35 protein-coding genes and 1 pseudogene are annotated in these 25,469 nt (G+C 54.6%); 35 read left to right on the forward strand and 1 reads right to left on the reverse strand.

Annotation, left to right across the window (positions count from 1 at the left end):
- Window positions 1-16: 16 nt before the first annotated feature.
- On the reverse strand, window positions 17-3,259 hold the full coding sequence (locus RB2501_RS06405) for a SusC/RagA family TonB-linked outer membrane protein (protein ID WP_041327031.1): 3,243 nt from the start codon (window positions 3,257-3,259) through the stop codon (window positions 17-19).
- Between the two features lie 569 nt (window positions 3,260-3,828).
- Between RB2501_RS06405 and rpsL the strand changes: the two genes are divergently transcribed.
- From rpsL to RB2501_RS06575, 35 genes and pseudogenes are all read left to right on the forward strand, one after another.
- On the forward strand, window positions 3,829-4,203 hold the full coding sequence (rpsL, locus tag RB2501_RS06410) for a 30S ribosomal protein S12 (RefSeq protein WP_013305196.1): 375 nt from the start codon (window positions 3,829-3,831) through the stop codon (window positions 4,201-4,203).
- A 22-nt stretch (window positions 4,204-4,225) separates the two neighbouring features.
- The gene (rpsG, locus tag RB2501_RS06415; protein WP_041327032.1) at window positions 4,226-4,702 is read left to right on the forward strand and encodes a 30S ribosomal protein S7; all 477 of its coding nucleotides are present in this window, start codon (window positions 4,226-4,228) and stop codon (window positions 4,700-4,702) included.
- Window positions 4,703-4,707: 5 nt separating this feature from the next.
- On the forward strand, window positions 4,708-6,837 hold the full coding sequence (fusA, locus tag RB2501_RS06420) for an elongation factor G (protein ID WP_015753951.1): 2,130 nt from the start codon (window positions 4,708-4,710) through the stop codon (window positions 6,835-6,837).
- Window positions 6,838-6,848: 11 nt separating this feature from the next.
- Window positions 6,849-7,154: a 30S ribosomal protein S10 gene (gene rpsJ / locus RB2501_RS06425; RefSeq protein WP_007094989.1), complete on the forward strand. Its 306-nt coding sequence runs from the start codon at window positions 6,849-6,851 to the stop codon at window positions 7,152-7,154.
- Window positions 7,155-7,427: 273 nt separating this feature from the next.
- Window positions 7,428-8,048, forward strand: coding sequence for a 50S ribosomal protein L3 (gene rplC / locus RB2501_RS06430; protein WP_041327033.1), 621 nt, complete (start codon window positions 7,428-7,430; stop codon window positions 8,046-8,048).
- On the forward strand, window positions 8,048-8,677 hold the full coding sequence (rplD, locus tag RB2501_RS06435) for a 50S ribosomal protein L4 (RefSeq protein ID WP_015753953.1): 630 nt from the start codon (window positions 8,048-8,050) through the stop codon (window positions 8,675-8,677). Before rplC ends, rplD begins: the two co-directional genes overlap by 1 nt.
- A gap of 6 nt (window positions 8,678-8,683) precedes the next feature.
- A complete protein-coding gene (rplW, locus tag RB2501_RS06440; protein ID WP_041327034.1) occupies window positions 8,684-8,974 on the forward strand; it encodes a 50S ribosomal protein L23 in 291 nt (96 codons plus the stop codon).
- A gap of 9 nt (window positions 8,975-8,983) precedes the next feature.
- Window positions 8,984-9,808, forward strand: coding sequence for a 50S ribosomal protein L2 (gene rplB, locus RB2501_RS06445; RefSeq protein WP_015753955.1), 825 nt, complete (start codon window positions 8,984-8,986; stop codon window positions 9,806-9,808).
- Between the two features lie 11 nt (window positions 9,809-9,819).
- On the forward strand, window positions 9,820-10,098 hold the full coding sequence (rpsS, locus tag RB2501_RS06450) for a 30S ribosomal protein S19 (RefSeq protein WP_015753956.1): 279 nt from the start codon (window positions 9,820-9,822) through the stop codon (window positions 10,096-10,098).
- Window positions 10,099-10,103: 5 nt separating this feature from the next.
- Complete coding sequence (gene rplV, locus RB2501_RS06455) at window positions 10,104-10,511, forward strand: 50S ribosomal protein L22 (RefSeq protein WP_041327035.1); 408 nt, start codon at window positions 10,104-10,106, stop codon at window positions 10,509-10,511.
- Between the two features lie 11 nt (window positions 10,512-10,522).
- Complete coding sequence (gene rpsC / locus RB2501_RS06460; protein WP_015753958.1) at window positions 10,523-11,233, forward strand: 30S ribosomal protein S3; 711 nt, start codon at window positions 10,523-10,525, stop codon at window positions 11,231-11,233.
- A 19-nt stretch (window positions 11,234-11,252) separates the two neighbouring features.
- The gene (gene rplP / locus RB2501_RS06465) at window positions 11,253-11,675 is read left to right on the forward strand and encodes a 50S ribosomal protein L16 (RefSeq protein ID WP_041327036.1); all 423 of its coding nucleotides are present in this window, start codon (window positions 11,253-11,255) and stop codon (window positions 11,673-11,675) included.
- A 12-nt stretch (window positions 11,676-11,687) separates the two neighbouring features.
- Window positions 11,688-11,879: a 50S ribosomal protein L29 gene (gene rpmC / locus RB2501_RS06470; RefSeq protein ID WP_041327564.1), complete on the forward strand. Its 192-nt coding sequence runs from the start codon at window positions 11,688-11,690 to the stop codon at window positions 11,877-11,879.
- Between the two features lie 13 nt (window positions 11,880-11,892).
- Entirely contained in the window at window positions 11,893-12,150 is a 258-nt protein-coding gene (rpsQ, locus tag RB2501_RS06475) for a 30S ribosomal protein S17 (RefSeq protein WP_041327038.1), read from the forward strand.
- Between the two features lie 2 nt (window positions 12,151-12,152).
- Window positions 12,153-12,521, forward strand: coding sequence for a 50S ribosomal protein L14 (rplN, locus tag RB2501_RS06480; RefSeq protein ID WP_015753962.1), 369 nt, complete (start codon window positions 12,153-12,155; stop codon window positions 12,519-12,521).
- 13 nt (window positions 12,522-12,534) lie between these two features.
- Window positions 12,535-12,846: a 50S ribosomal protein L24 gene (rplX, locus tag RB2501_RS06485; protein WP_015753963.1), complete on the forward strand. Its 312-nt coding sequence runs from the start codon at window positions 12,535-12,537 to the stop codon at window positions 12,844-12,846.
- Window positions 12,847-12,848: 2 nt separating this feature from the next.
- Complete coding sequence (gene rplE, locus RB2501_RS06490; RefSeq protein WP_015753964.1) at window positions 12,849-13,400, forward strand: 50S ribosomal protein L5; 552 nt, start codon at window positions 12,849-12,851, stop codon at window positions 13,398-13,400.
- A 1-nt stretch (window position 13,401) separates the two neighbouring features.
- Entirely contained in the window at window positions 13,402-13,671 is a 270-nt protein-coding gene (gene rpsN / locus RB2501_RS06495; protein ID WP_041327039.1) for a 30S ribosomal protein S14, read from the forward strand.
- 22 nt (window positions 13,672-13,693) lie between these two features.
- Entirely contained in the window at window positions 13,694-14,092 is a 399-nt protein-coding gene (gene rpsH / locus RB2501_RS06500; protein WP_041327040.1) for a 30S ribosomal protein S8, read from the forward strand.
- Window positions 14,093-14,115: 23 nt separating this feature from the next.
- Complete coding sequence (gene rplF, locus RB2501_RS06505; RefSeq protein WP_041327041.1) at window positions 14,116-14,661, forward strand: 50S ribosomal protein L6; 546 nt, start codon at window positions 14,116-14,118, stop codon at window positions 14,659-14,661.
- 11 nt (window positions 14,662-14,672) lie between these two features.
- Complete coding sequence (rplR, locus tag RB2501_RS06510; RefSeq protein ID WP_041327042.1) at window positions 14,673-15,029, forward strand: 50S ribosomal protein L18; 357 nt, start codon at window positions 14,673-14,675, stop codon at window positions 15,027-15,029.
- 9 nt (window positions 15,030-15,038) lie between these two features.
- Window positions 15,039-15,563: a 30S ribosomal protein S5 gene (gene rpsE / locus RB2501_RS06515; protein WP_015753969.1), complete on the forward strand. Its 525-nt coding sequence runs from the start codon at window positions 15,039-15,041 to the stop codon at window positions 15,561-15,563.
- 11 nt (window positions 15,564-15,574) lie between these two features.
- Complete coding sequence (rpmD, locus tag RB2501_RS06520; RefSeq protein WP_015753970.1) at window positions 15,575-15,754, forward strand: 50S ribosomal protein L30; 180 nt, start codon at window positions 15,575-15,577, stop codon at window positions 15,752-15,754.
- Between the two features lie 12 nt (window positions 15,755-15,766).
- Window positions 15,767-16,219 carry a 50S ribosomal protein L15 gene (gene rplO / locus RB2501_RS06525; protein WP_015753971.1) on the forward strand — a complete coding sequence of 151 codons (453 nt, stop codon included), beginning with the start codon at window positions 15,767-15,769 and terminating at the stop codon, window positions 16,217-16,219.
- Window positions 16,220-16,230: 11 nt separating this feature from the next.
- Window positions 16,231-17,571 (forward strand): preprotein translocase subunit SecY, encoded by a 1,341-nt coding sequence (secY, locus tag RB2501_RS06530; protein ID WP_015753972.1) that lies wholly within the window; start codon window positions 16,231-16,233, stop codon window positions 17,569-17,571.
- A 3-nt stretch (window positions 17,572-17,574) separates the two neighbouring features.
- Entirely contained in the window at window positions 17,575-17,790 is a 216-nt protein-coding gene (gene infA, locus RB2501_RS06535) for a translation initiation factor IF-1 (protein ID WP_015753973.1), read from the forward strand.
- A 13-nt stretch (window positions 17,791-17,803) separates the two neighbouring features.
- Complete coding sequence (gene ykgO, locus RB2501_RS15975) at window positions 17,804-17,920, forward strand: type B 50S ribosomal protein L36 (RefSeq protein WP_013621733.1); 117 nt, start codon at window positions 17,804-17,806, stop codon at window positions 17,918-17,920.
- Between the two features lie 2 nt (window positions 17,921-17,922).
- Window positions 17,923-18,297, forward strand: coding sequence for a 30S ribosomal protein S13 (gene rpsM, locus RB2501_RS06540; protein ID WP_015753974.1), 375 nt, complete (start codon window positions 17,923-17,925; stop codon window positions 18,295-18,297).
- A gap of 9 nt (window positions 18,298-18,306) precedes the next feature.
- Window positions 18,307-18,717 carry a 30S ribosomal protein S11 gene (gene rpsK, locus RB2501_RS06545; protein ID WP_015753975.1) on the forward strand — a complete coding sequence of 137 codons (411 nt, stop codon included), beginning with the start codon at window positions 18,307-18,309 and terminating at the stop codon, window positions 18,715-18,717.
- A gap of 103 nt (window positions 18,718-18,820) precedes the next feature.
- Window positions 18,821-19,426: a 30S ribosomal protein S4 gene (rpsD, locus tag RB2501_RS06550; protein WP_015753976.1), complete on the forward strand. Its 606-nt coding sequence runs from the start codon at window positions 18,821-18,823 to the stop codon at window positions 19,424-19,426.
- 19 nt (window positions 19,427-19,445) lie between these two features.
- Entirely contained in the window at window positions 19,446-20,438 is a 993-nt protein-coding gene (locus RB2501_RS06555; RefSeq protein WP_041327044.1) for a DNA-directed RNA polymerase subunit alpha, read from the forward strand.
- Between the two features lie 42 nt (window positions 20,439-20,480).
- Window positions 20,481-21,023 (forward strand): annotated as a pseudogene (gene rplQ, locus RB2501_RS16390) (50S ribosomal protein L17); the annotation flags it as partial.
- A 231-nt stretch (window positions 21,024-21,254) separates the two neighbouring features.
- Entirely contained in the window at window positions 21,255-22,382 is a 1,128-nt protein-coding gene (gene carA, locus RB2501_RS06565; RefSeq protein ID WP_015753979.1) for a glutamine-hydrolyzing carbamoyl-phosphate synthase small subunit, read from the forward strand.
- Window positions 22,383-22,483: 101 nt separating this feature from the next.
- On the forward strand, window positions 22,484-23,776 hold the full coding sequence (gene eno, locus RB2501_RS06570) for a phosphopyruvate hydratase (protein ID WP_015753980.1): 1,293 nt from the start codon (window positions 22,484-22,486) through the stop codon (window positions 23,774-23,776).
- Window positions 23,777-23,899: 123 nt separating this feature from the next.
- Complete coding sequence (locus tag RB2501_RS06575) at window positions 23,900-25,468, forward strand: glycogen synthase (RefSeq protein WP_041327565.1); 1,569 nt, start codon at window positions 23,900-23,902, stop codon at window positions 25,466-25,468.
- The last annotated feature ends 1 nt before the right edge of the window (window position 25,469 follow it).

The following is a 25,469-nucleotide window of genomic DNA, read 5'->3' on the forward strand; positions in this document are numbered from 1 at the left end:
ATTGCTATATTTTTTTTTAGAAACTGGCTTTGATGCTGAATCCGTAACGCTTGGAGCTCGGTCCGTTCAGGTAATCGAATCCCTGGCCATTTCCTACTCCGATACCCGCTACGTTGGGATCGAAATTGGAGCTTTCCGGCACATTGAAGGCCTTATACCACAGGTTAAATCCTGAAACGGTAAAGGAAAGGCTTCCAAACGGCGTTTTGTCCAGGTATTTGCTCGGCACACTGTATCCGAGGGATACCTCCTGGAGACGGAGCGTGGTAGCATCGTAAATCTGCAGCTCGGAAGGTCCGAAAAGCACGTTGCTAAAGTAATAAGCAGAGTTGTTGATGGCTACGGTGTTCGGGCTGCCGTCGGTGCTTACACCCGGCAGGATGAACGTGGCTTCCCGGTTGTCCGTATCGGCAATCAGCCCCCGTCCGAGTAGCGTGGCTACGGTTTGGGAGTAGATGTCCCCACCTTGCTGGTGGTTGAACAGGAAGCTCAGGTTGAAGCCTTTGTAATTCAGGTCACTGCCTACGTTGAGGATGAAATCCGGAGTCGGGTTCCCGATGACGGGCAGACGACCGTTTTCATCTACTTCTTCCGAAATGTAGTTTCCGTTACTATCCACAACAAACTCGCCGTTCTCGTTCCGCTGGATGCGGCTACCGACAATCACCCCGAGTTGCTCGCCTTCAATGGCGGCGTTCCCCAGGTTGGTGAAACCGGCGTACACGATGATATCGGTGTCTTCTCCCAGATCAGTAACTGTAGACTGGTTCGTGTTGAAATTGGCATTTACGTTCCAGCTGAAATCCTCAGTTTGAACCAGGGCTGCTCCCAGGTCAATCTCAAGTCCTTCACCTTCGATTTCCCCGACGTTCGTCTGGATGGTGGTACCACCGGTAGCCGGCCCCAGGGGACGGTTGACGATCAGGTCGTTGGTGAATCGCTTGTAGGCGGAAACATCCAGCGTCAGGAAGTTAAAGAAACGCCCTTCCAAACCTAATTCGTACTCGGCGTAACGCTCGGGCTTGATATTCGGGTTGGCCAGGGTGTTGGATACCGTGTTGGAAACCACAAAGGCACCATCCTGGTCAACGAAGTTCTGCGTGTTCAGGAACAGGTCGACAGAAGTCGGATACCCGGTTGCAAAACCGGCAGATTCCCCGTAACCACCCCGGATCTTCAGGTAGTTGATCCCTCCCGGGCTCGACAGGCCGTCAAAGGCCGAAGTCGGGATAAAGGAGAAGCTACCACCTTTGTAGAGGAGGGAGCGGTTGTCCACCGACTGGTTGGAAACCCAGTCGTTCCGCGCATTCAGCGTCAGGTAGAGCCAGCTGTCGTAGCCAAAGTCTACCTGGCCGTACAGACCGACGATGTTCCGCTGCTGCGTAAATTGGATTTCATCCTGCAGGTCGAAGTTGAAGTGACGGAGGACGCCGAAGACGTTCTGGCCGCTACTGGCAACCCCCTGTTGGTCGAAATGCGTCAGTCGCGACTGCCCACCGACGTTAAACGTCAGGTCCAGTTTTTCGGAGAGGTCGTAGGATCCGTTCAGGATCACATCGTGGTTCCAGATGGTGTTGTTGTTGTCCCAGGTCTGGTAAACCCCGCTGATATATTGGGTAGACACCCCGATACCTCCTTTGTTCTGAGCGTTCAGGTTACGCTCGTTGTACACGTCGTAACCAAAGCGGTAGAGCAGGTTCAGGTTGTCGTTGATATCGTATTGGGCTGAGATGTTACCAAAGGCCCGGTTGGTCAGCTGACGCGTAAAGGCGTTGTTCACTGTCCAAAGCGGGTGTTGGATACTGTTGTTCTGACGGTAGTAAACGCTTCCTCCGGTGATCGGGTTCTGGAACGGGATGTTCATCAGGTCTACCGAACGCGGCGTAAAGAATACGTTACTAAATACAGAAGCACCGCTACCGATTACCTGGTTACCGTCCCCGAGAGCTACAGGAGGCGATTTAAAATCGGTACGGGAATAGTTCATCGTCCCGTTGATGGTGAATTTATTGCTGAGTACCGCGCGCCCACCGAGACCGAGAGTATTCCGGTTCAGCGTGTTGCCGCGGGTAAATCCTTCGTCTTCCAGGTGACCGAAGCTCGCGTTGTAGCTCAGTGTTCCGTCGTCGGATGAGCCGTTGGCGTTTACCGAGAGATTGGAAACTGTTCCCGTGCGGAAGAAGTTCGGCACACTGGCGTAGGGCTTCCACTCGTAGCGGCGTCCCTGGAATTCCGGGAAAGCTGCAGGGATGCCCGTAGAGGCACCTGCAGTGGAGAAGGGGTGGAGGATGGTCCCGTCGTTACGAATGTCGTAAACTGACGGGAAGTTTGAAAAGTTCCCCCATCCGGCGCGGCCTTCGCGCTCAAAGGAAGGACCCCAGTTGGAGAAGAACCAGCCGAATGCCTGGTCAAACCCATTCCCGTACTTCATGGTGTAGTCCGGGGTGGAGGCGATCTTGTTAAAGAAGATCGAAGAGGAAACCGTGATTTCCGACTTCTTGGGTTGCCCGCCCACAGCACCGTTCTTGGTGGTGATCAGGATAACCCCGTTCTTACCTTGCTCCCCGTACAGGGTAGCTGCAGAGAGCCCCTTCAGTACGTTGACGCTTTCGATGTTGTTCGGGTCCAGGTCCAGGAAACGGGAGGAACCGTTGTTCCCGTCCACAAAGCTACCCTGGGCGTTGGTGTCGCTACTGAAAGGCACCCCGTCCACGATAAAGAGCGGCTGGTTGTCCTGGCTGAAGGATTGATACCCCCGGATAACGATATTGGTCGCAGAACCTGAAATACCACTTTGCTGGGTAATATTCACACCGGAAGCCTTACCCCTGAGGATACGGCCCACATCACCTTCCGTCCGGTTTTCCAGTTGGTCCTCGTCTACCGAGGAGACCGCATAACCAAGCGCTTTCTTTTCCCGCTTGATACCCTGGGCGGTTACAACCACCTCTTCCAGGGCCTGGGCGTCCTCTGCCATCTGAACGTTAATGGTGTTCCCGGCGCCCACGGTACGGTTCTCTGCACGCATGCCGAGATAGGTGAAGACCAGCACATCGCCTTCACTCGCCTGGATGGCGTAGTTTCCGTCGAAGTCGGTCTGCGTACCCGTGGTACTGCCCTGAACAAGGATGTTAACCCCAGGTAGCGGCAGACCGTCTGCGTCGGCAACCGTACCTGAAATCGTCTTTTCTTGTGCAAAGGAAATCTGCACAACCAACGCTAAAAATAGCGTCAGGATTCCATTTAATTTTGTTCTCATTTTTTAATTATTTGAATTAGCTAAGTGCGAAAATCTTAATTCTGTGTTAATAATCCAAACTTATTTTAATAAAACTTTAAGCGCTGCCGGGATAATTCGTAGTCAAAATTTTAGGCCTTTCCCATTTGTCAGATGCGTATTTTTGACCCCGCCTGGTTGCGAAAAAGATAAAATGACTGCTGCCTGCTGCCGAACGTCCACTTTAAGTCTTTCTGGTAACGAGCGTCATTTTCGACCCCGGCTTTCCGGCACGCCTTCACAAGACCGGGGGCGGCAGCTGGAGCAGGCGGCCTGTTCCCGGCCCGTGACACGCGATTGCTTCCCCGCAACTCATGTGGAAGTGTTGGGGAGACACAACCGGGCCCCTATATATATTAAGGTATAACCGAACGGCAAAACCGGCATCCGGGTGCGTGCGGTTTCAGGTGTGCGGAGGGGTCGGTCCGGGGATGAAGGGTTGCGGGGATAAAAATGCCTTAAAATTAAATGTCAGGGATTTGAATTACAGGAAATAATTGCTACATTTGCCAGCCCTTAAACAGGGGTATATTTTTTTATCAAGCGATTTTATGCCAACAATTTCACAATTAGTACGAAAAGGAAGGGCCACAATTACCAAGAAGAGTAAATCGGCTGCTTTGGATTCGTGCCCGCAACGCAGAGGGGTCTGTACGCGCGTTTACACCACCACGCCCAAAAAGCCGAATTCCGCCATGCGGAAGGTTGCCCGGGTGCGGCTTACCAACGGTAAGGAGGTCAACGCATACATCCCCGGCGAAGGTCACAACCTCCAGGAGCACTCGATAGTATTGGTTAGAGGCGGACGTGTGAAGGACTTACCGGGTGTCAGATACCATATTGTGCGCGGGGCATTGGATACCGCCGGCGTAGCCGGACGGACCCAGCGCCGGAGCAAGTATGGAGCCAAACGCCCCAAAAAGTAATTCACCACATTAATCAGAAGCAATGAGAAAAAGACAGGCAAAAAAAAGACCGCTGTTGCCAGACCCGAGGTATAACGACCAGCTGGTGACGCGTTTTGTGAATATGATGATGTGGGACGGGAAGAAATCCGTCGCATTCCGGATTTTCTACGACGCCATGGATATCGTCGAGGAAAAGAAGACGGACGAAGAGAAAAATGCCCTGGAGCTCTGGAAGGAAGCCCTTTCCAATATTATGCCCCACGTGGAAGTGCGCAGCCGTCGTGTCGGTGGTGCCACTTTCCAGATCCCGATGCAGATCCGCCCGGATCGCAAGATTTCCACCGCGATGAAATGGCTGATCAGCTTTTCGCGGAAACGGAACGAAAAATCCATGGCCCAGAAACTGGCTGCCGAGGTGCTTGCTGCGGCGAAGGAAGAGGGCGCGGCCGTTAAAAAGCGCGTGGATACGCATAAAATGGCCGAAGCGAATAAAGCATTTTCTCACTTTAGATTCTAAAGATAATGGCGAGAGACTTAAAATTTACAAGGAATATTGGTATTGCGGCTCACATCGATGCCGGGAAAACCACCACGACGGAACGCATCCTCTTTTACACGGGCGTAAGCCACAAGATCGGGGAGGTTCACGACGGGGCGGCTACCATGGACTGGATGGAGCAGGAGCAGGAGCGCGGGATTACGATTACCTCCGCGGCTACCACCTGTACCTGGCAGTTCCCGCTCGAAAACGGGCAGCCGACCGACAATACCAAGCCTTACCACTTTAATATCATCGACACCCCCGGCCACGTGGACTTTACCGTGGAGGTAAACCGTTCCTTGCGGGTGCTCGACGGACTGGTATTCCTCTTTAGTGCCGTGGACGGCGTGGAACCCCAGTCTGAGACCAACTGGCGTCTGGCGGACAACTACAAGGTGCCGCGGATGGGGTTTGTCAACAAAATGGACCGCCAGGGTTCCAATTTCCTGGCTGTTTGCCAGCAGGTGCGCGACATGCTGAAATCCAATGCCGTGCCCATCGTATTGCCTATCGGGGACGAGGCGGATTTCCGGGGGATTGTGGACCTGGTGAAAAACCGCGCCATCATCTGGAGCGAGGAAAACATGGGGTCTACCTTCGAGGAGATCGACATTCCCGCCGATATGGAGGAGGAAGTGAAAAAATACCGCGCCGAGCTGATTGAGGCCGTTGCGGAATACGACGAAAATCTGATGGAGAAGTTCTTTGAGGACGAGGATTCCATCACGGAAGCGGAAGTTCACGCCGCCCTTCGGGCTGCGGTGATGGACATGAGCATCATCCCGATGATCTGTGGCTCCGCCTTCAAGAATAAAGGAGTTCAGTTTTTGCTGGACGCCGTGTGCCGCTACCTGCCTTCGCCCCTGGACAAGGATGCGATTGAAGGAGTGAACCCCGATACGGAAGAGCCGGCCAAACGGAAGCCGGATCCTACCGCGCCTTTCTCGGCCCTGGCATTTAAAATTGCCACGGACCCGTTTGTGGGCCGCCTGGCATTCTTCCGCTGCTATTCCGGGAAACTGGATGCGGGCTCCTATGTACTGAACACGCGTTCAGGCAACAAGGAGCGGATCTCGCGGATCTATCAAATGCACTCCAACAAACAAAATGCCATCGAATCGATTGCGGCCGGGGATATCGGCGCAGCAGTTGGGTTCAAGGATATTAAAACGGGTGACACCCTCTGCGACGAGAAGCACCCGATCGTGCTGGAAAGCATGAATTTCCCCGATCCGGTAATCGGTATCGCCGTGGAGCCCAAGACCAAGGCCGACGTAGACAAGCTCGGGATGGCCCTCGCCAAGCTGGCGGAGGAAGACCCGACTTTCCAGGTCAAGACGGACGAGGCGAGCGGACAGACCATTATCTCGGGTATGGGCGAGCTGCACCTGGACATTATCGTCGACCGGCTCCGCAGGGAGTTCAAGGTGGAGGTGAACCAGGGTCAGCCGCAGGTAGAATACAAGGAAGCCCTTACCCAGGAAGCCAACCACCGCGAAGTTTACAAGAAGCAGACGGGTGGACGCGGTAAGTTTGCCGATATCGTCTTCACGATGGCCCCGGCCGACAGTGAGGAGGACCAGGGCCTGACCTTTGTCAACGAGATCAAGGGGGGTAACATCCCTAAGGAATATATCCCTTCCGTCGAAAAAGGCTTCAAGGAAGCCATGAAAAACGGGCCGCTGGCCGGTTTTGAAATGGACAGTATGAAGATCACCCTCAAGGACGGTTCCTTCCACCCGGTGGATTCGGATTCCCTCTCCTTTGAGCTGGCTGCCAAGCTCGGCTACAAGGCCGCTGCCAAGGCGTGCCGCCCGATCATCATGGAGCCGATCATGAAGCTGGAGGTGCTCACCCCGGAAGAGAATATGGGGGACATTGTAGGAGACCTGAACCGCCGTCGCGGACAGGTGAACAACATGTCCGACCGCGCCGGATCCAAAGTGATCAAGGCCGATGTGCCGTTGTCCGAGATGTTCGGATACGTCACCTCGCTGCGGACCCTTTCCTCGGGCCGTGCAACTTCGACCATGGAATTCTCCCACTACGCGGAGACCCCGTCGAACATTGCCGAAGAAGTGATTAAAGCAACCAAAGGTGTAACCGCCTAATTCCGGAAGTGATGAGTCAGAAAATCAGAATCAAATTGAAATCATACGATCACAACCTGGTAGACAAGTCTGCCGAGAAGATCGTCAAGACGGTCAAGACGACCGGAGCGGTGGTTACCGGACCCATTCCGTTGCCGACGCATAAGAAGATATTCACCGTGTTGCGTTCGCCCCACGTGAATAAAAAATCCCGGGAGCAGTTCCAGCTGAGTTCGTACAAGCGGCTGCTGGATATTTACAGCTCCTCCTCCAAGACCATCGATGCCCTGATGAAGCTTGAGCTTCCCAGCGGGGTCGAGGTGGAGATCAAGGTCTGACGCTGTCAGGCAAACCGGTTGCCAGGCCCGGGAGGGTGGGGGCAGCCCATTGAAAAGCCGGGGGGTGCGTCCTCCCACGACATGTCCGGAGCTGCAAGCGAAGGAAAAACGGAAACAAAAATACATTCGGGGTCGGATTATTTTTGGCCCTGTTTTTTTGTCGGAAAGTTGAGAATGAATTTGTAAATCAGTAATAACCGGGAGGATGGCCCGGTTCGGGTCCCCTCAGGGGCCGGAATCCAAGGCCAAAGCCCCAACTTAAATCAATTAAGTATGTCTGGGTTAATCGGAAGAAAAGTCGGCATGACCAGCATCTTTGACGAGAATGGGAAGAATATCCCCTGTACCGTCATCGAAGCGGGGCCCTGTGTCGTCACCCAAGTCAGAACCGAGGAAGTAGACGGGTACAATGCCCTTCAGCTCGGTTTCGATGACAAGGCAGACAAGCGTGCCAACAAGGCCGAGAACGGCCATTTCAAGAAGGCAGGCACTGCGCCTAAAAAGAAGGTTGTCGAATTCCGCTATTTCGAAGAGGGAGCTTTCAAACTGGGGGACACCATTAATGTTGAATTGTTTAAGGAAGGCGAGTTTGTGGACGTCAACGGTATCTCCAAGGGAAAAGGCTTCCAGGGAGTGGTAAAACGCCACGGATTCGGCGGTGTCGGCCAGTCTACGCACGGTCAGCACAACCGCCTTCGGGCTCCGGGTTCCATCGGGGCTGCATCGGACCCTTCGCGCGTATTCAAGGGTATGAAGATGGCCGGGCAGATGGGCAACCAGCGCGTCACCGTCCAGAACCTCCGCGTGCTGAAAGTCGTCCCGGAAAAGAACCTCCTGGTACTCAAGGGAGCGGTTCCGGGCCATAAGAACGCATACATAACCATCGAGAAGTAATGAAGGTAGCAGTTTTAGATATCAAGGGAAAAGAGACCGGGCGCAAAGCGGAGCTTGCGGACGACGTCTTCAAGATAGAACCGAACGAGCACGCCATTTACCTGGATGTGAAGCAGTACCTGGCCCACCAGCGGCAGGGTACCCACAAGGCCAAGGAACGCGCTGAGATTGCAGGGAGTACCCGCAAGATCAAGAAACAAAAAGGTACGGGTACCGCCCGGGCGGGCAGCATCAAGTCGCCCATCTTCCGCGGGGGTGGCCGGATCTTCGGGCCGCGTCCCAAGGACTACACCCAGAAGCTCAATAAGAACGTAAAGCGGCTGGCCCGCAAGTCGGCCCTGAGCCTCAAAAGCCAGGCCAACGCCATCACCGTGGTGGAAGACTTTTCATTCGATACGCCGAAGACGCGGGACTTTATCGACGTACTGAAGGCCCTCGGGCTGGAGGACAAAAAGTCCCTGATAGTGTTGGGTGAACAAAATAATAGCGTATATTTGTCGTCGCGTAATTTTAAGGGTGCTGAAGTTGTAACTAACACTGAATTAAGCACTTACAAAATTATGAACGCCAACAATGTCGTCCTGACCGAAGGAGCTCTGGAAGGAATTGCGGCAAATTTAAATAAGTAGGAAATCATGAGTGTGTTGATTAAGCCGATCATTACCGAAAAAATGACCTCCGACAGCGAGTTGTACAACCGCTACGGGTTTATCGTAAACCCGGCGGCCAACAAGCTGCAGATCAAGGATGCCGTGGAGGCAGCCTATGGGGTTACCGTCAAGAAGGTTCGCACCATGAACTACGGCCCTTCCCGCAAGACCCGCTACACCAAGACCGGTGTTCAGCAGGGCAAGACCAATGCCTATAAGAAGGCCATTGTGGATGTGGAAGATGGTGACGTAATAGATTTTTACAGTAATCTCTAAAGACACGGCATGTCAGTTAGAAAGTTAAAACCGATCACTCCCGGACAGCGTTTCAAGATAGTAAATGGCTTTGACGCCCTTACTTCCGATTCGCCGGAGAAGAGCCTGCTCGCCCCGATTAAAAAGTCGGGCGGCCGGAACAGTCGAGGAAAGATGACCATGCGCTACAAAGGTGGTGGGCACAAGAGAAGGTACCGTGTAATCGACTTCAAACGCGACAAACAGGATGTTGCCGCCGAAGTAAAGTCGATTCAGTACGACCCGAACCGTTCTGCATTTATCGCCCTGGTGGAATACACCGACGGCGAAAAGCGTTACGTGATTGCCCAGAATGGCATGCAGGTAGGGCAAAAGATCCGCTCAGGTGCCGGTTCGGCTCCTGAAATCGGGAATGCCATGCCCCTGGCTGAGGTTCCCCTGGGTACCATTATCTCCTGCATCGAGCTGCGCCCCGGACAGGGAGCGGTGATGGCGCGGAGTGCCGGGACCTTTGCCCAGCTGATGGCCCGTGAAGGCAAGTATGCCACCATCAAGCTGCCTTCCGGCGAAACCCGGATGATCCTGGCCAACTGCCTGGCAACCATCGGCGCCGTGTCCAATTCGGACCACCAGCTGCTCGTTTCCGGTAAGGCCGGCCGCAGCCGTTGGCTCGGACGCCGTCCCCGGACCCGTCCGGTAGCTATGAACCCGGTGGATCACCCGATGGGTGGTGGGGAAGGCCGTGCATCCGGAGGCCACCCGAGGTCGCGTAACGGCGTACCTGCCAAAGGGTACCGCACCCGTTCCCGGACCAAGGACAGCAACCGGTATATTGTAGAACGCAGAAAGAAATAAAACAGTAAGAAATGGCACGTTCCCTAAAAAAAGGACCATACGTTCATTACAGCCTGGATAAAAAGGTTCAGCAAAACGTGGATTCCGGCAAGAAGACCGTAATCAAGACCTGGTCGCGGGCTTCGATGATCACCCCGGATTTCGTGGGGCAGACCATCGCCGTACACAACGGCCGGCAATTCGTCCCGGTATATGTCACCGAGAACATGGTAGGACACAAACTGGGTGAATTTTCTCCCACGCGTTCCTTCCGGGGGCATGCCGGAGCAAAAAATAAAGGTAAAAAATAAGCGCTATGGGTGTTCGTAAAAAACAGATGGCCGAGAGGATCAAAGAGGAGAAAAAACACTTGGCATTCGCCAAGCTGAACAACTGCCCGACCTCTCCCCGCAAGATGCGTCTGGTCGCCGACCAGGTGAGGGGCGAAGAAGTTGAGAAGGCCCTGGCGATCCTGCGCTACAGTACCAAGGAGGCCTCCCGGCGGCTCGAGAAGCTGCTGCTTTCGGCCATTGCCAACTGGCAGGCTAAAAACGAGGATGCGGATATCGAGAACGCAGACCTTTTTGTACAGGAAATCCGCGTAGACGGCGGCCGCATGCTCAAGCGCCTGCGCCCCGCCCCGCAAGGACGCGCACACAGAATCAGAAAGCGTTCCAACCATGTGACTTTGGTATTGGGAGCCAGAAATAACGCAGAAAGCTAGCATAAGATAGTATGGGACAAAAAACGAATCCGATAGGGAATCGCCTGGGAATCATCCGGGGCTGGGAATCCAACTGGTACGGAGGTAACGACTACGGCGATAAACTGGCCGAGGACGATAAAATCCGCAAGTATATCCACGCCCGTCTGGCAAAAGCCAGTGTTTCCCGCGTCATCATCGAGCGGACCCTGAAGCTGATCACCGTTACCATTACCACTGCCCGCCCGGGTATCATCATCGGGAAAGGCGGCCAGGAAGTGGACAAACTGAAGGAGGAGCTCAAAAAGATCACCGACAAGGAGGTACAGATCAACATTTTTGAGATCAAGCGCCCCGAACTGGACGCGAATTTGGTTGCCGCGAGCATTGCCCGGCAGATCGAGAGTCGTATTTCCTATCGCCGTGCGATCAAGATGGCTATCGCCGCTGCCATGCGGATGAATGCCGAAGGGATCAAGATCCAGATTTCCGGCCGCCTGAACGGCGCCGAAATGGCCCGGAGCGAAAGCTATAAGGACGGTCGTATCCCGTTGTCCACCTTCCGTGCGGACATCGACTACGCCCTGCACGAAGCGCACACCACCTACGGCCGGCTGGGCGTGAAGGTGTGGATCATGAAGGGAGAAGTATACGGCAAGCGCGAGTTGTCGCCCCTGGTAGGTATGTCCAAAGGAGGCAGCAAGTCCGGAAAACAGGACGGCAAGAAGCGTCGCAGAAAATAAATAAAGAAGCTTAAAGAACATGTTACAGCCAAAAAGAACCAAGTTTCGGAAGGCCCAGAAAGGCCGAATGAAAGGTATATCGCAGCGGGGCCACCAGCTCTCCAATGGGATGTTCGGGATCAAATCCCTGGATTCCAGCTTTATTACCTCCCGGCAAATTGAGGCGGCGCGTATTGCAGCCACCCGTTACATGAAGCGCCAGGGACAACTCTGGATTAAAATATTCCCGGACAAGCCCATCACCAAGAAACCCCTCGAGGTTCGGATGGGTAAAGGTAAGGGAGCCCCGGAATACTGGGTAGCGGTTGTGAAACCGGGCCGGATCATGTTCGAAGTAGCCGGTGTGCCGATCGATGTCGCCCAGGAAGCTTTGCGCCTGGCCGCCCAGAAACTGCCGGTGAAGACAAAATTTATAGTGGCCAGGGATTACGATCCCTCTTAATTGGACCGAATCATGAAACAAGCAGAGATAAAAGAGCTGTCCGTAGAGGAGCTGAAAGAGAAGATGGCCGATTTCAAGAAGCAGTACGACGAACTGAAAATGGCACACGCCGTTACGCCGCTTGAGAATCCGCTTCAGATCAAAACGGCCCGGAGGACCGTTGCGCGACTGGCGACTGAATTAACAAAAAGGGAAAACCAATAATTGGTGTTGCTTTATGGAAAATAGAAATCTTAGAAAAGAACGTATTGGCGTGGTGACCAGCAACCGGATGGAGAAGTCCATCGTGGTTTCCGAGGTCAAGCGGGTAAAGCACCCGATGTACGGGAAGTTCGTACTGCGGACAAAAAAATATGTAGCCCACGACGAAAGCAACGATTGCAATATCGGCGATACCGTGAAGATCATGGAAACCCGCCCGCTTAGCAAGACCAAGTGTTGGAGACTCGTAGAAATCCTTGAAAGAGCCAAATAATTATGTTACAGCAGGAATCAAGACTCAAAGTAGCAGATAACACCGGGGCCAAAGAAGTATTGACCATCCGCGTGTTGGGAGGTACCAAAAGGCGGTACGCCTCCCTGGGCGACAAAATCGTGGTAACCGTCAAGGAGGCGACTCCCAACGGAACCATCAAAAAAGGAGCTGTTTCAACGGCCGTGGTCGTTCGTACGACCAAGGAAGTTCGTCGCCCGGACGGATCCTACATCCGTTTCGACGACAACGCCTGTGTGCTGCTGAACCCCACCGGGGAGATGCGGGGCACCCGCGTGTTCGGGCCGGTGGCGCGGGAACTGCGTGACAGACAATTTATGAAAATCGTTTCCTTGGCCCCCGAGGTACTCTAAATAAGACAACGAGATGAAGTTCAAGATCAAATCAGGAGATACCGTTCGCGTAATTGCCGGCGACCACAAAGGGAGCGAAGGCAAGGTGGTGCGCATTATCCGCGAGAAGAACAAAGCGATCGTGGAAGGCGTGAACACGGTGTCCAAACACGAGAAGCCGAGTGCCAGCAACCCCCAGGGAGGGATTGTGGAAAAGGAAGCGCCCATCCATATTTCCAACCTGTCGCTGATCGACGCCAAATCCGGGGATACCACCCGTGTAGGCTATGAAATGCGCGACGGGAGCAAGGTACGGGTGGCGAAAAAATCCAATGAAGTTATTTAGTTATGGCCTACGTACCAAGATTAAAACAGGAATATAAAGAGCGCGTGATCAAGGCGCTCGAGGAAGAGTTCGGGTACAAGAACATCATGGAAGTTCCCAGGCTCCAGAAGATTGTCGTTAGCCGTGGCGTCGGAGCCGCAGTTGCCGATAAGAAGCTGATCGACCACGCCGTGGACGAACTCACGATGATCACGGGTCAGAAAGCCGTTTCCACCGTCTCTAAAAAGGACGTTGCGGCCTTTAAGCTGCGGAAGGGCATGCCCATCGGGGCCAAGGTTACCCTCCGGGGCGAGCGGATGTACGAGTTCCTCGACCGGCTGGTAACTACCGCGCTGCCCCGGGTACGCGATTTCCAGGGGATCCGCGCCACCGGCTTTGACGGTCGCGGGAATTACAACCTGGGGATTACCGAGCAGATCATCTTCCCGGAGATCAACATCGACAAGATCAACCGGATCAACGGGATGGACATCACCTTTGTGACTTCGGCACAAACGGACAAGGAAGCGAAATCACTGTTAAGCGAATTGGGGTTACCCTTTAAAAAGAACTAGTATGGCTAAAGAATCAATGAAAGCCCGCGAACGCAAAAGGGCGAAACTGGCAGCAAAATACGCCGAGAAGCGCAAGGCCCTGAAAGAGGCCGGCGACTACGAAGCGCTGCAAAAGCTTCCCCGCAATGCCTCTCCGGTTCGCCAGCACAACCGCTGCAAGCTTACCGGACGCCCCAGGGGATATATGCGGACTTTCGGGATTTCCCGGGTCATGTTCCGCGAAATGGCAAACCAGGGACTGATCCCCGGAGTCAAAAAGGCCAGTTGGTAACCGATATAATACAGGAAAGAAGATGTTTACAGATCCTATCTCAGATTATTTGACCCGCATCCGGAACGCGAGCCGTGCCGGACACCGCGTGGTGGAGATCCCCGCTTCCAACTTAAAACGGGAGATCACCAAGATCCTGTTCGACCAGGGGTACATCCTGAGCTACAAGTTCGAGGAGAACAACACCCAGGGAACCATCAAGATCGCCCTGAAGTACGACAAGGTGACCAAGGAGCCGGTAATCCGGAAAATCCAGCGTATGTCCAAGCCGGGACTGCGGAAGTACGCCGGCAGTGGCGAATTGCCGCGGGTACTCAATGGCCTGGGGATTGCCATTGTCTCTACCTCCCACGGGGTAATGACCAGCAAGCAGGCCCAGCAGGAAAACGTCGGCGGCGAAGTGCTGTGCTACGTTTATTAATAGAATTATAAAGATTAAGAAGCATGTCTAGAATAGGTTTAAGCCCGATTCCGATCCCGGAGGGAGCCACTGTGGAAGTTTCCGGCAACGTGGTGACCGTCAAAGGCAAACTGGGGGAACTTACCCAGGAATTCAGCAACGTCGGGGTGAAGGTAGAAGATGGCGAGGTAATCGTATCCCGCCCGGAGAACTTTACCAAGGACGACAAGGCCAAACACGGTCTCTACCGCGCGCTGATCAACAACATGCTCCAGGGTGTTACCAAAGGGTGGACCAAGGAGCTGGAGCTGGTGGGGGTTGGATACCGCGCCAGCAACCAGGGCCAGAAACTCGACCTCGCCCTCGGGTTTTCTCACAATATCGTGATGGACCTGGCGCCGGAGGTCAAGATTGAGACTACTTCGGAAAAAGGGAAGAACCCGACCATCAAGCTCACCTCCCACGACAAACAACTCGTCGGGCAGGTAGCTGCCAAGATCCGCTCCTTCCGCAAGCCGGAGCCCTACAAAGGCAAAGGGGTGAAGTTCAAAGGCGAGCAACTGAGAAGAAAAGCAGGTAAATCAGCATAATCCAACGAACTATGGGACTATCTAAGTCTGAAAAGAGAAACAAGATCAGAAGGCGCATCCGCAAGGTGTCCTTCGGTACCGCAGAGCGCCCGCGCCTTTCGGTATTCCGGAGCAACAAGGAGATCTATGCCCAGGTGATCGACGATACCACTGGCAAAACGCTGGTTGCCGCTTCGTCCAGGGATAAGGAACTGGCCAAAGCCAAAGGCACCAAATCTGAAATCGCCGCCGCTGTCGGCAAAAGCCTGGCCGAAAGAGCCAGGGAAGCCGGTGTCGAGAAAGTGGCCTTCGACCGTGGGGGATATCAGTATCACGGCCGGGTGAAGTCCCTGGCTGAAGGAGCCAGAGAAGGCGGATTAAAATTTTAATACAAGTCTATGTACGGGAAATACAAAAATGTGGAAACGGTTAAGCCGGGCGGTCTGGAACTGAAAGACCGGCTGGTTGGAGTACAACGGGTTACCAAGGTAACCAAAGGTGGACGGGCCTTCGGCTTTTCTGCAATTGTCGTGGTCGGTGACGAAAACGGCGTAGTGGGCCACGGGCTTGGCAAATCCAAGGAGGTGGCCACGGCCATCGCCAAAGCAGTGGAGGATGCCAAGAAGAACCTGATCCGTATCCCCCTGAACAAGGGAACCCTTCCGCATGAGCAGAAAGGCAAATACGGGGGCGCCCGGGTCTATATCCAGCCTGCTTCCCACGGTACCGGTGTGATTGCCGGGGGTGCGGTACGCGCCGTACTCGAAGCCGTAGGCGTACAGGACGTACTGTCGAAGTCCCAGGGGTCTTCCAACCCGCACAACGTGGTGAAGGCGACATTCGACGCCCTGCTGCAATTGCGGGACGCGAATACCGTTGCCAAGCAGCGCGGCATTTCCCTGGAGAAAGTATTCAACGGATAAGGAGCAGACAGATGGCTAAGATCAAAGTACGACAAGTAAAGAGCAGCATCAAGCGTCCTCAGGACCAGAAACGGACCCTGGAGGCCCTTGGGCTGAGAGGTATCGGGCAGGAAGTGGAGCACACCACCTCCCCGAGCATCCTCGGAATGATTGAAAAAGTAAAACACCTGGTTTCTACAGAAGAAGCTTAAAAGAAAGGGAGTATGGATTTAGGGAATTTAAAACCTGCAAAAGGATCTGTTCACAAGGGCGGCAAGACCGTTGGTCGCGGCCAGGGTTCCGGTAAGGGCGGTACAGCCACCCGGGGCCACAAAGGGGCCAAGTCCCGTTCCGGCTATTCCAAGAAGATCGGGTTCGAAGGCGGGCAGATGCCGCTTCAGCGCCGTGTGCCCAAGTTCGGTTTCACCAATATGAACCGCGTGGAATACCGCGGCATCAACCTGGACACCCTCCAGGAATTGGCGGACAGCGGTACGATCAAAAAGGAAGTCAATGTGGATAACCTCGTTGAGCTTCGCCTGGCGCACAAAAACGACCTGGTGAAAATTATGGGTCGGGGCGAATTGAAGGCCCCCCTGAAAATCACTGCTCATAAATTTACGGCCAGTGCCAAAGCGGCCATCGAGGCTGCCGGCGGTGAGGCAATAAGTTTATAAGCGAGCCAGATATGAAGAAATTTTTTGAGATCATAACGAATATCTGGAAGATCGAAGAGCTCAGGTCCCGTATCCTGATTACGCTCGGTCTGCTGCTGGTGTATCGTTTCGGGGCCCAGGTGGTGCTCCCCGGGATCGACACCTCCCAGCTGGCCGAACTGTCGTCGAATACGGAGCAGGGCATCCTCGGTATCCTGAATGCATTTACCGGCGGGGCCTTTGCCAACGCCTCGGTTTTTGCCTTGGGGATTATGCCGTATATCTCGGCTTCCATCGTGGTGCAGCTCATGGGGATCGCGATTCCCTACCTGCAGAAACTCGATAAGGAAGGCGAAAGCGGCCGGAAGACCAAAAACCAGATAACCCGATGGCTCACCATCGCCATCTGTATTATCCAGGCACCGACCTACCTCTATAGCCTCGGGGCCCTGGGGGTTCCGGACAGCGCATTCCTGCTGGGCAAAGGCCTCAGCTTTATGGTGCCTTCCGTGGTTATCCTGGTAACCGGTTGCGTCTTTGCCATGTGGCTGGGTGAAAAGATTACCGACAAGGGAATCGGCAACGGGATTTCCCTGCTGATCATGATCGGGATCATCGCCACGCTGCCGCAGGCCTTCCTGCAGGAATCGGCCTCCCGCCTTAACGGCAACGGCGGCCCGATGCTGATCCTGGTGGAACTGATCCTCTGGTTTGTGGTGATCCTCGCCAGCGTACTGCTGGTGATGGCGACCCGCCGCATCCCGGTGCAGTACGCCCGCCGATCCGCCTCCGGGGGATATGAAAAAAACGTTATGGGCTCCCGTCAGTATATCCCGCTGAAGCTGAACGCTTCCGGGGTGATGCCCATTATTTTTGCGCAGGCGATTATGTTTGCGCCCGGTTTGATCGGAAGCACGTTTAACGAAACAGCTGTTGGACAGTGGATGGAAGTGAACTTCCAGGACATTTTCGGATTGTATTACAATATCCTGTTTGCCCTGCTGATCATCATCTTTACGTATTTCTATACCGCAATCACGGTCCCGACCAATAAAATGGCCGACGACCTGAAACGCAGCGGCGGCTTTATCCCGGGCATCCGCCCCGGAAAGGAAACCGCCGATTTCCTGGACAAGGTGATGTCGCTCATCACGCTGCCCGGCTCGGTATTCCTGGCCCTGCTGGCCGTATTGCCGGCGGTGGTGGTGAAGCTGATGGATATGCAGGCCGGTTGGGCGCTGTTCTACGGCGGCACCTCCCTGCTCATCATGGTCGGGGTGGCTATCGATACGGTGCAACAGGTAAATTCCTACCTGCTCAACCGCCATTACGACGGCCTGATGAAAACAGGTAAGAACAGAAAAGTAGCATAATATATGGCCAAGCAAGCTCCGATAGAACAAGACGGATCGATAATAGAAGCGCTTTCCAACGCCATGTTCCGCGTGGAATTGGAGAACGGTCACGTGGTGACGGCTCATATTTCGGGCAAGATGCGTATGCACTACATCAAATTGCTGCCCGGGGACAAGGTAAAGCTTGAAATGAGCCCCTACGACCTGACCAAAGCCAGAATCACATACAGATACTAAAGAAACGGACAAGATGAAAGTAAGAGCATCCATAAAGAAACGCAGCGCCGAATGCAAGATCGTACGGCGCAAAGGGCGACTGTACGTAATCAACAAGAAGAATCCTAGATTTAAACAAAGACAAGGGTAACTATGGCTAGAATCGCAGGGGTAGACATCCCAAAACAAAAGAGAGGCGTGATTGCCCTTACCTACATTTTCGGTATTGGCAAAAGCAGGGCAAAGGAAATCCTCGAGAAAGCCAAGGTGGACGAGGATACCAAGGTCTCCGACTGGAGCGACGACGAGATCGGTCGCATCCGGGAAGCTGTAGGTGAATTTACCATTGAAGGGGAACTCCGTTCCGAGACGCAGATCAACATCAAGCGACTCATGGATATCGGATGTTATCGCGGCATTCGCCACCGGTCGGGACTGCCGCTCCGGGGCCAGCGTACCAAGAACAACTCGCGTACCCGTAAAGGAAAGCGTAAAACCGTAGCCAACAAGAAGAAAGCTACCAAGTAATAGCAGATTATGGCAAAGACAGGATCAAAGGGCGCTAAGGCGGCCAAGTCGACCAAGAAACGCAAGGTGGCGGTTGAATCCACCGGGGAAGCCCATATCACGGCTTCTTTTAACAACATCATCATCTCCCTGACCAATAAGAAAGGGGATGTGATTTCCTGGGCGTCTGCCGGGAAGATGGGATTCCGCGGCTCCAAGAAAAACACGCCTTATGCGGCCCAGGTGGCTGCCGAGGAATGTGTCAAGACGGCCCACGAAGCCGGCCTGCGCAAGGTCAAGGTATACGTGAAGGGGCCGGGTAACGGACGGGAGTCTGCCATCCGGACCATCCACAACAACGGCATCGAGGTAACCGAAATCATCGATGTGACCCCGCTGCCGCACAACGGGTGCCGCCCGCCCAAGCGACGCAGAGTCTGATACGAGCAAGAAACACCAATAATTAATTTTTCACTGGGGGTGTTGTTACGGTTATCGAAGGATTAAGCCTTAATTCATAACCACATCCTCAAAATTTCTGAAAATGGCAAGATACACAGGACCAAAATCAAAAATAGCCCGCAAATTCGGCGAGGCTATCTTCGGAGACGACAAGGCCTTCGAGAAAAAGAATTACCCTCCGGGGCAACACGGGAACAACCGCCGTCGCGGTAAGAAGTCGGAATACGCAATCCAGCTGATGGAGAAGCAGAAGGCCAAGTACACCTATGGCATCCTGGAACGCCAGTTCCGGAATCTGTTCGCCCAGGCCAACCGGAGCAAAGGGGTTACCGGTGAGGTACTCCTGCAGCTCTGCGAGTCCCGACTGGACAATGTCGTCTACCGCATGGGTATCGCCCCCTCCAGGAGGGCAGCCCGGCAATTGGTTTCCCACCGGCACATTACCGTTAACGGGGAACTGGTGAACATTCCTTCTTACTCCCTGAGTGCCGGCGACGTGGTTGGGGTCCGCGAAAAATCCAAATCCCTCCAGGCCATCGAGGATTCCCTGTCCAACCACAGCAATGTGTACGAGTGGATCAGCTGGAATTCCGATAAGAAGGAGGGTACGTTCGTCGCTGTTCCGGAACGTCTCCAGATCCCGGAGAATATCAAGGAACAGCTGATCGTCGAGTTATACTCTAAATAAAAACCACACAGATCCGATTATGGCATTATTTAATTTTCAGAAGCCCGATAAAGTTATCATGATAGACTCGACCGACTTCGAGGGGAAGTTTGAATTCCGCCCCCTGGAGCCCGGTTATGGTCTGACTGTCGGGAATGCGCTCAGGAGGGTGCTGCTCGCCTCCCTGGAAGGTTTTGCGATCACTTCGGTGCGCATCGACAAGGTGGAGCACGAATTTTCGGTGATTGAAGGGGTTGTGGAAGATGTAACCGAGATCATCCTGAACCTGAAGCAGATCCGCTTCAAGCGTCAGATCGACGACGTCAACGAGGAAACTGTCTCAATTTCCGTCAGCGGAAAGGAACAACTGACCGCAGGGGATTTCCAAAAATTCATTTCCGGATTCCAGGTGCTGAACCCGGACCTGGTTATCTGCAACATGGACCCGAAGGTGAGTATCAACATGGAAATCATCATCGAAAAGGGTCGCGGATATGTTCCCGCCGAGGAGAACAAGAAATCGAATGCGCCGCTGGGAAGCATTGCCGTGGACTCGATTTTTACCCCGGTCCGGAATGTGAAATACAGTATTGAGAACTACCGGGTGGAGCAGAAGACCGACTACGAGAAGCTGGTCTTCGAAATCCTGACGGACGGTTCCATCCACCCCAAGGACGCGCTCACCGAAGCCGCCAAGGTGCTGATCCACCATTTTATGCTCTTCTCCGACGAGCGGATCACCCTGGAAGCCGACGAGATTGCGCAGACGGAAACCTACGACGAGGAATCCCTGCACATGCGGCAATTGCTGAAGACCAAGCTGGTGGACATGGACCTGAGCGTCCGGGCGCTGAATTGCCTGAAAGCCGCCGAGGTGGATACCCTTGGAGACCTGGTGTCCTTCAACAAGAACGACCTGATGAAGTTCCGCAACTTCGGAAAGAAGTCACTGACCGAACTCGAGGAACTGGTTATCAACAAAGGGTTGAACTTTGGCATGGACCTGTCAAAATATAAATTGGATAAGGATTAAGCAGGCAGCGTTCCGCGCCGCCAGCGAAACTATTGATAGAAGATGAGACACGGAAAGAAAATCAACCACCTGGGAAGGAAAACAGCGCACCGCAAGGCGATGCTGGCCAATATGGCATGTTCCCTGATCGAACATAAGCGCATCAACACCACGGTTGCCAAGGCCAAGGCGCTCAAGCAGTTCATCGAACCGCTGATCACCAAGTCCAAGGCCGAAAACAACCAGTCTGCCGAACTCGGTACGCACAACCGTCGGATCGCCTTCCGCTACCTGCGCAGCAAGGAGGCCGTATCCGAACTGTTCAGCTCGGTAGCCGAAAAGGTCGGTGACCGCCCGGGCGGATACACCCGCATCATCAAGCTGGGAAACCGGTTGGGTGACAATGCCGACATGGCGATGATTGAGCTGGTGGATTTCAACGAGCTCTACAACGCGGATAAGCCGAAGAAGAAGTCTACGCGCCGCAGCCGCCGATCCAAATCCAAGGGGTCTGCCGCCGCCACAGAGGCACCGGCAGCCGGGCAGGCGCCCGCTGAAGAGCAGGTAGCCGAAGCCAAGGAGGAGAAGGCCCCCGAGGCTCAGGAAGCCAAAGCCGCCGAGGCCAAGGAGGAGAAGGCCGCCGAGGCTCAGGAAGCCAAAGCCGCCGATGAGCCGGCTGAGGCTCCGGAGAAGGAAGCGGAAGACCAAAAAAAAGCCGATGATTCCAAGGAATAAGCGGTACTTTTTAAAAGTTTTAAACCAAAAAGGGATAGTCTTCACAGGCTGTCCCTTTTTTTATGTTATTTTGTCTAACACCTATAATTCACGGAAGTATCTATGAAGTATCAGTCCAAGCGAAAAGCACTGATTTTGCTAGCCGACGGCACCGTATTTTACGGAAAGGCGGTAGGCGACAAAGAGGGAACCGCCTTTGGCGAAGTGTGTTTTAACACGGGAACCACGGGGTATCAGGAAATTTTCACCGATCCGTCCTACTTCGGGCAGCTTATGGTGACTACCAATGCGCATATCGGGAACTACGGTGCCCGGGAGGAGGAAGTGGAATCCGACGGGGTAAAGATTGCCGGGTTGATTTGCAAGAATTTCTCCTATAGTTACAGCCGGCCGGATGCAGATTACAGTTTGCAGGAATTTCTGGACAAGAATGGCCTGTTTTCCATCTCGGACGTGGATACCCGCGCCCTGGTGAGCTATATCCGGGACAACGGCGCTATGAATGCCGTGATTTCCACCCGCGTGGATGAGCTGGACGCCCTCAGGGAGGAGCTCGCAAAAGTGCCCAGCATGGAAGGCCTGGAACTGGCCTCTTCGGTTTCTACCCGGGAACCCTATTTTGTCGGTGAAGCGGATGCGGAGATCCGGATAGCCGCCCTGGATATCGGCATCAAAAAGAACATCCTGCGCAACCTCGCCAAACGCGGGGCTTACATCCAGGTATTTCCGCACGATACCACTTATGAAACCATGGAAGCCTGGAGCCCGGACGGGTATTTTATTTCCAACGGCCCCGGGGACCCCCAGCCATTGAAGGCGGCTGTGGAACTGGCCAAAAAGATCATCGCCGCGGACAAACCGCTCTTCGGTATATGCCTGGGGCACCAGGTGATTGCCCTGGCCAATGGGGTAAGCACTTACAAGATGCACCACGGGCACCGGGGGATCAACCACCCGGTAATCAACCTGCAGACCGGCAAGGGGGAGATCACCTCCCAGAATCACGGATTTGCCGTAAACCGCCAGGAGACCGAGTCGCACCCGGACCTGGAGATCACCCATCTCCACCTGAATGACGACACGGTGGCAGGAATAAGGATGAAGGACAAGAACGTATTCTCCGTTCAGTACCACCCGGAGGCGAGTCCGGGCCCGCACGATGCGGAATACCTCTTTGACCAGTTCTTCGAAACCATCCGGAAAACCACAACAAAAACAACGGCTGTTTAAGATATTGTTACGCGGGTGTCAATAGCCCGGGTACCCGGGCCGGGTCACCGCTGCGTTTCGTATCTTTGCAACCGGAATCAACCGAATAAATCGACAACCTTATGAGTATCATTATCGACGTTCACGCACGACAAATCCTCGATTCGCGGGGCAACCCCACCGTGGAGGTGGACGTAGTGACCGAAAACGGCGTCCTGGGCAGGGCGGCCGTCCCTTCCGGGGCATCCACAGGCGAACACGAGGCCGTGGAATTGCGCGACGGGGGAAAGACATATATGGGCAAGGGCGTGAGCCAGGCCGTAAAGAACGTAAACACGGAAATCGCCGAAAAAGTCCGTGGCATGCTGGTGTATGAGCAGAACAAGATCGACCAGGCGATGATTGAACTGGACGGCACCCCGAATAAGGGAAGGCTGGGCGCCAACGCGATCCTGGGGGTTTCCCTGGCCGTGGCCAAGGCAGCCGCCAATGAAATGGGCCAGTCCCTGTACCGCTATGTGGGCGGGGTAAGCGCCAATACGCTGCCGGTTCCCATGATGAACATCATCAACGGGGGGTCTCACTCGGATGCCCCGATCGCCTTCCAGGAATTCATGGTCATGCCGGTCAAGGCCAAAAACTTTACCCATGCCATGCAAATGGGGACTGAAATCTTCCACAACCTGAAGAAGGTCCTCCACGATCGCAACCTGAGCACCGCTGTGGGGGATGAGGGCGGATTTGCCCCGACCCTGGACGGAACGGAGGACGCCCTGGATACCATCGCGAAGGCTGTGGAACAGGCCGGGTATAAAATGGGGGACGAGGTAATGATCGCCCTGGATTGTGCCGCGGCTGAATTTTTTGTCGACGGCAAATACGACTACACGAAATTCGAAGGGGACAGCGGGGCCGTGCGCAATTCCGCCGAACAGGCCCAGTACCTGGCGGACCTGTGTGCCAAATACCCGATTATCTCGATTGAGGACGGGATGGACGAGAACGACTGGGAAGGCTGGAAAATGCTCACCGATAAAGTTGGCGATACCGTTCAGCTCGTCGGGGACGATTTGTTCGTCACCAATGTGGAGCGCCTCTCCCGCGGGATCGACGAGGGGATTGCCAATTCGATCCTCATCAAGGTAAACCAAATCGGTACCCTGAGCGAAACCATCGATGCGGTGAACATGGCCAAGAACGCCGGGTATACCTCGGTGATGTCCCACCGCAGCGGGGAAACCGAAGACAACACGATTGCCGACCTGGCCGTGGCCCTGAATACCGGGCAGATCAAAACCGGTTCGGCTTCCCGGAGCGACCGGATGGCCAAGTACAACCAGCTCCTCCGCATCGAGGAGGAACTCGGGAGTGTGGCCTATTACCCGGGGTCGGATGCCTTTAAGGTAAGGTCCTGACCCGGTTGAAATACAGATAAGTCAAGGGCCCGGTACAGATATCGCGGCCCTTTTTTGATGAATACGGAGCGCCGGTTGCGGATGGCAGAAGCGCCGGTTGCGGAAAGCAGGAGTAATAAAAGGATGAACCGATTTTTATTTGTCGCAGCCGAGAATGACGGGATACCCGCCTGCAAAGCCGGTGGGATGGGCGATGTGGTCCGGGATGTGCCGCGGCAACTGGCTGTCCGGGGCGATGAGGTACACGTGGTGGTGCCCGCCTACGGCCGGCTGCATCGGGACGGGGTTCTCTTGCGTGAATTCCAGGTCCCCCTCGGTGGACGCCGCTACGACCTTTCGCTTTACCGAGTGCCGGGAAAAAAAGAACTGCCGGGTATTGCGCATTACGCCCTGCACCACCCGGAAATAACCTCCGGGGATATTGCCCACCTCTATCACAACGACCCGCAGGAACCTTTTTATACGGACTTCATCAAGTTTGCGATTTTTTGCACCGGGGTGGCAGGGGCCATCCGGGAAGGGGCATTTGGCCAACTGGATGTGGTCCACCTGCACGACTGGCATGCAAGCCTGCTGTTGTACCTCAGGGAGTACCACCCGGAATTCCGAGAGCTGGCGGATATCCGCTTTGTCTACACCATCCACAACCTCGCCATACAGGGGATTCGACCCTTTTCGGGAAACCCGTCCTCCCTGGAAGCCTGGTTTCCCGGGGTCCCGTACCGGGAAGAACAGCTGAGCGATGCCCGCTACCCCGACTGTATCAACCTGATGGCCATCGGCATCCGCCTGGCAGATGCCGTCCACACGGTTTCGCCATCCTATATGGAAGACATCCAGAAGCCGAGTTCCCCGCCTGAGTTTATCGGGGGTGAAGGCCTGGAAGCAGACCTGGTCACCGCCAGGAAGGAGCAGCGGCTTTTCGGGATCCTGAACGGCTGCAATTACGATAGTATCCGCACGGCGGAGCGCGGGCGGTTGTTCCCGAATACCATCCGGGCGCTCTTTGGCTGGCTCCAGGAGGAGTCCAAGAAATACAAGGCGGACTTCCTGGCCCATACGGGTGAGAAGGTGGTGCGATGGATGGATGCCCCCCCGGCGTTTATTTGTTCGAGCGTCGCCAGGCTTACAGAGCAAAAATTCTATTTTTTTAAACGGCACCCGGAGTGTCTTGAAAACCTGTTGGGCCGATTGGCGGCCGACAACGGGGTTTTTGTGCTGCTGGGCACCGGCGACCCCGTTTACGAGGAACTCTTTCGGGAAATGAGCTATCGACATCCGAACTTTATTTTTACCAATGGGCAGTCCGAGGACCTGATCGATTCGATTTACCTGGAATCCGACCTCTACCTGATGCCCAGTCTTTTTGAACCCTGCGGGATCAGCCAGATGCTGTCCATGCGGAACGGCAACCCCGTGCTGGCCCATGCCACGGGAGGCCTGCGTGATACAATCCGGCACCGGGAGACAGGTTTCCTCTTTGACGGGGAGTCGATTGCCGAAAAAGTGTCCAACCTGGAGGCGGTTTTCAACGAGGCCCTTGACCTCTGCCAGCAGGACCCGGCAGCCTGGGAAGCCATCCGGGAGAACGCCCGGGGGGTCCGCTTTACCTGGGCGGAATCCGTGGACGCCTACTACCGGAGTCTTTACCAAATCCGGGCGCCTCGAAAAAGGCCCCGAAAGACCCGTTAAG

The organism is Robiginitalea biformata HTCC2501, assembly GCF_000024125.1.
GTDB classification, from domain to species: domain Bacteria; phylum Bacteroidota; class Bacteroidia; order Flavobacteriales; family Flavobacteriaceae; genus Robiginitalea; species Robiginitalea biformata.

Excerpts from the sequence above, each read along its gene's own strand:
- RB2501_RS06405 (WP_041327031.1), bottom strand. The coding sequence starts at position 3,259 with ATGAGAACAAAATTAAATGGAATCCTGACGCTATTTTTAGCGTTGGTT.
- rpsL (WP_013305196.1), top strand. The coding sequence starts at position 3,829 with ATGCCAACAATTTCACAATTAGTACGAAAAGGAAGGGCCACAATTACC.
- rpsG (WP_041327032.1), top strand. The coding sequence starts at position 4,226 with ATGAGAAAAAGACAGGCAAAAAAAAGACCGCTGTTGCCAGACCCGAGG.
- fusA (WP_015753951.1), top strand. The coding sequence starts at position 4,708 with ATGGCGAGAGACTTAAAATTTACAAGGAATATTGGTATTGCGGCTCAC.
- rpsJ (WP_007094989.1), top strand. The coding sequence starts at position 6,849 with ATGAGTCAGAAAATCAGAATCAAATTGAAATCATACGATCACAACCTG.
- rplC (WP_041327033.1), top strand. The coding sequence starts at position 7,428 with ATGTCTGGGTTAATCGGAAGAAAAGTCGGCATGACCAGCATCTTTGAC.
- rplD (WP_015753953.1), top strand. The coding sequence starts at position 8,048 with ATGAAGGTAGCAGTTTTAGATATCAAGGGAAAAGAGACCGGGCGCAAA.
- rplW (WP_041327034.1), top strand. The coding sequence starts at position 8,684 with ATGAGTGTGTTGATTAAGCCGATCATTACCGAAAAAATGACCTCCGAC.
- rplB (WP_015753955.1), top strand. The coding sequence starts at position 8,984 with ATGTCAGTTAGAAAGTTAAAACCGATCACTCCCGGACAGCGTTTCAAG.
- rpsS (WP_015753956.1), top strand. The coding sequence starts at position 9,820 with ATGGCACGTTCCCTAAAAAAAGGACCATACGTTCATTACAGCCTGGAT.
- rplV (WP_041327035.1), top strand. The coding sequence starts at position 10,104 with ATGGGTGTTCGTAAAAAACAGATGGCCGAGAGGATCAAAGAGGAGAAA.
- rpsC (WP_015753958.1), top strand. The coding sequence starts at position 10,523 with ATGGGACAAAAAACGAATCCGATAGGGAATCGCCTGGGAATCATCCGG.
- rplP (WP_041327036.1), top strand. The coding sequence starts at position 11,253 with ATGTTACAGCCAAAAAGAACCAAGTTTCGGAAGGCCCAGAAAGGCCGA.
- rpmC (WP_041327564.1), top strand. The coding sequence starts at position 11,688 with ATGAAACAAGCAGAGATAAAAGAGCTGTCCGTAGAGGAGCTGAAAGAG.
- rpsQ (WP_041327038.1), top strand. The coding sequence starts at position 11,893 with ATGGAAAATAGAAATCTTAGAAAAGAACGTATTGGCGTGGTGACCAGC.
- rplN (WP_015753962.1), top strand. The coding sequence starts at position 12,153 with ATGTTACAGCAGGAATCAAGACTCAAAGTAGCAGATAACACCGGGGCC.
- rplX (WP_015753963.1), top strand. The coding sequence starts at position 12,535 with ATGAAGTTCAAGATCAAATCAGGAGATACCGTTCGCGTAATTGCCGGC.
- rplE (WP_015753964.1), top strand. The coding sequence starts at position 12,849 with ATGGCCTACGTACCAAGATTAAAACAGGAATATAAAGAGCGCGTGATC.
- rpsN (WP_041327039.1), top strand. The coding sequence starts at position 13,402 with ATGGCTAAAGAATCAATGAAAGCCCGCGAACGCAAAAGGGCGAAACTG.
- rpsH (WP_041327040.1), top strand. The coding sequence starts at position 13,694 with ATGTTTACAGATCCTATCTCAGATTATTTGACCCGCATCCGGAACGCG.
- rplF (WP_041327041.1), top strand. The coding sequence starts at position 14,116 with ATGTCTAGAATAGGTTTAAGCCCGATTCCGATCCCGGAGGGAGCCACT.
- rplR (WP_041327042.1), top strand. The coding sequence starts at position 14,673 with ATGGGACTATCTAAGTCTGAAAAGAGAAACAAGATCAGAAGGCGCATC.
- rpsE (WP_015753969.1), top strand. The coding sequence starts at position 15,039 with ATGTACGGGAAATACAAAAATGTGGAAACGGTTAAGCCGGGCGGTCTG.
- rpmD (WP_015753970.1), top strand. The coding sequence starts at position 15,575 with ATGGCTAAGATCAAAGTACGACAAGTAAAGAGCAGCATCAAGCGTCCT.
- rplO (WP_015753971.1), top strand. The coding sequence starts at position 15,767 with ATGGATTTAGGGAATTTAAAACCTGCAAAAGGATCTGTTCACAAGGGC.
- secY (WP_015753972.1), top strand. The coding sequence starts at position 16,231 with ATGAAGAAATTTTTTGAGATCATAACGAATATCTGGAAGATCGAAGAG.
- infA (WP_015753973.1), top strand. The coding sequence starts at position 17,575 with ATGGCCAAGCAAGCTCCGATAGAACAAGACGGATCGATAATAGAAGCG.
- ykgO (WP_013621733.1), top strand. The coding sequence starts at position 17,804 with ATGAAAGTAAGAGCATCCATAAAGAAACGCAGCGCCGAATGCAAGATC.
- rpsM (WP_015753974.1), top strand. The coding sequence starts at position 17,923 with ATGGCTAGAATCGCAGGGGTAGACATCCCAAAACAAAAGAGAGGCGTG.
- rpsK (WP_015753975.1), top strand. The coding sequence starts at position 18,307 with ATGGCAAAGACAGGATCAAAGGGCGCTAAGGCGGCCAAGTCGACCAAG.
- rpsD (WP_015753976.1), top strand. The coding sequence starts at position 18,821 with ATGGCAAGATACACAGGACCAAAATCAAAAATAGCCCGCAAATTCGGC.
- RB2501_RS06555 (WP_041327044.1), top strand. The coding sequence starts at position 19,446 with ATGGCATTATTTAATTTTCAGAAGCCCGATAAAGTTATCATGATAGAC.
- carA (WP_015753979.1), top strand. The coding sequence starts at position 21,255 with ATGAAGTATCAGTCCAAGCGAAAAGCACTGATTTTGCTAGCCGACGGC.
- eno (WP_015753980.1), top strand. The coding sequence starts at position 22,484 with ATGAGTATCATTATCGACGTTCACGCACGACAAATCCTCGATTCGCGG.
- RB2501_RS06575 (WP_041327565.1), top strand. The coding sequence starts at position 23,900 with ATGAACCGATTTTTATTTGTCGCAGCCGAGAATGACGGGATACCCGCC.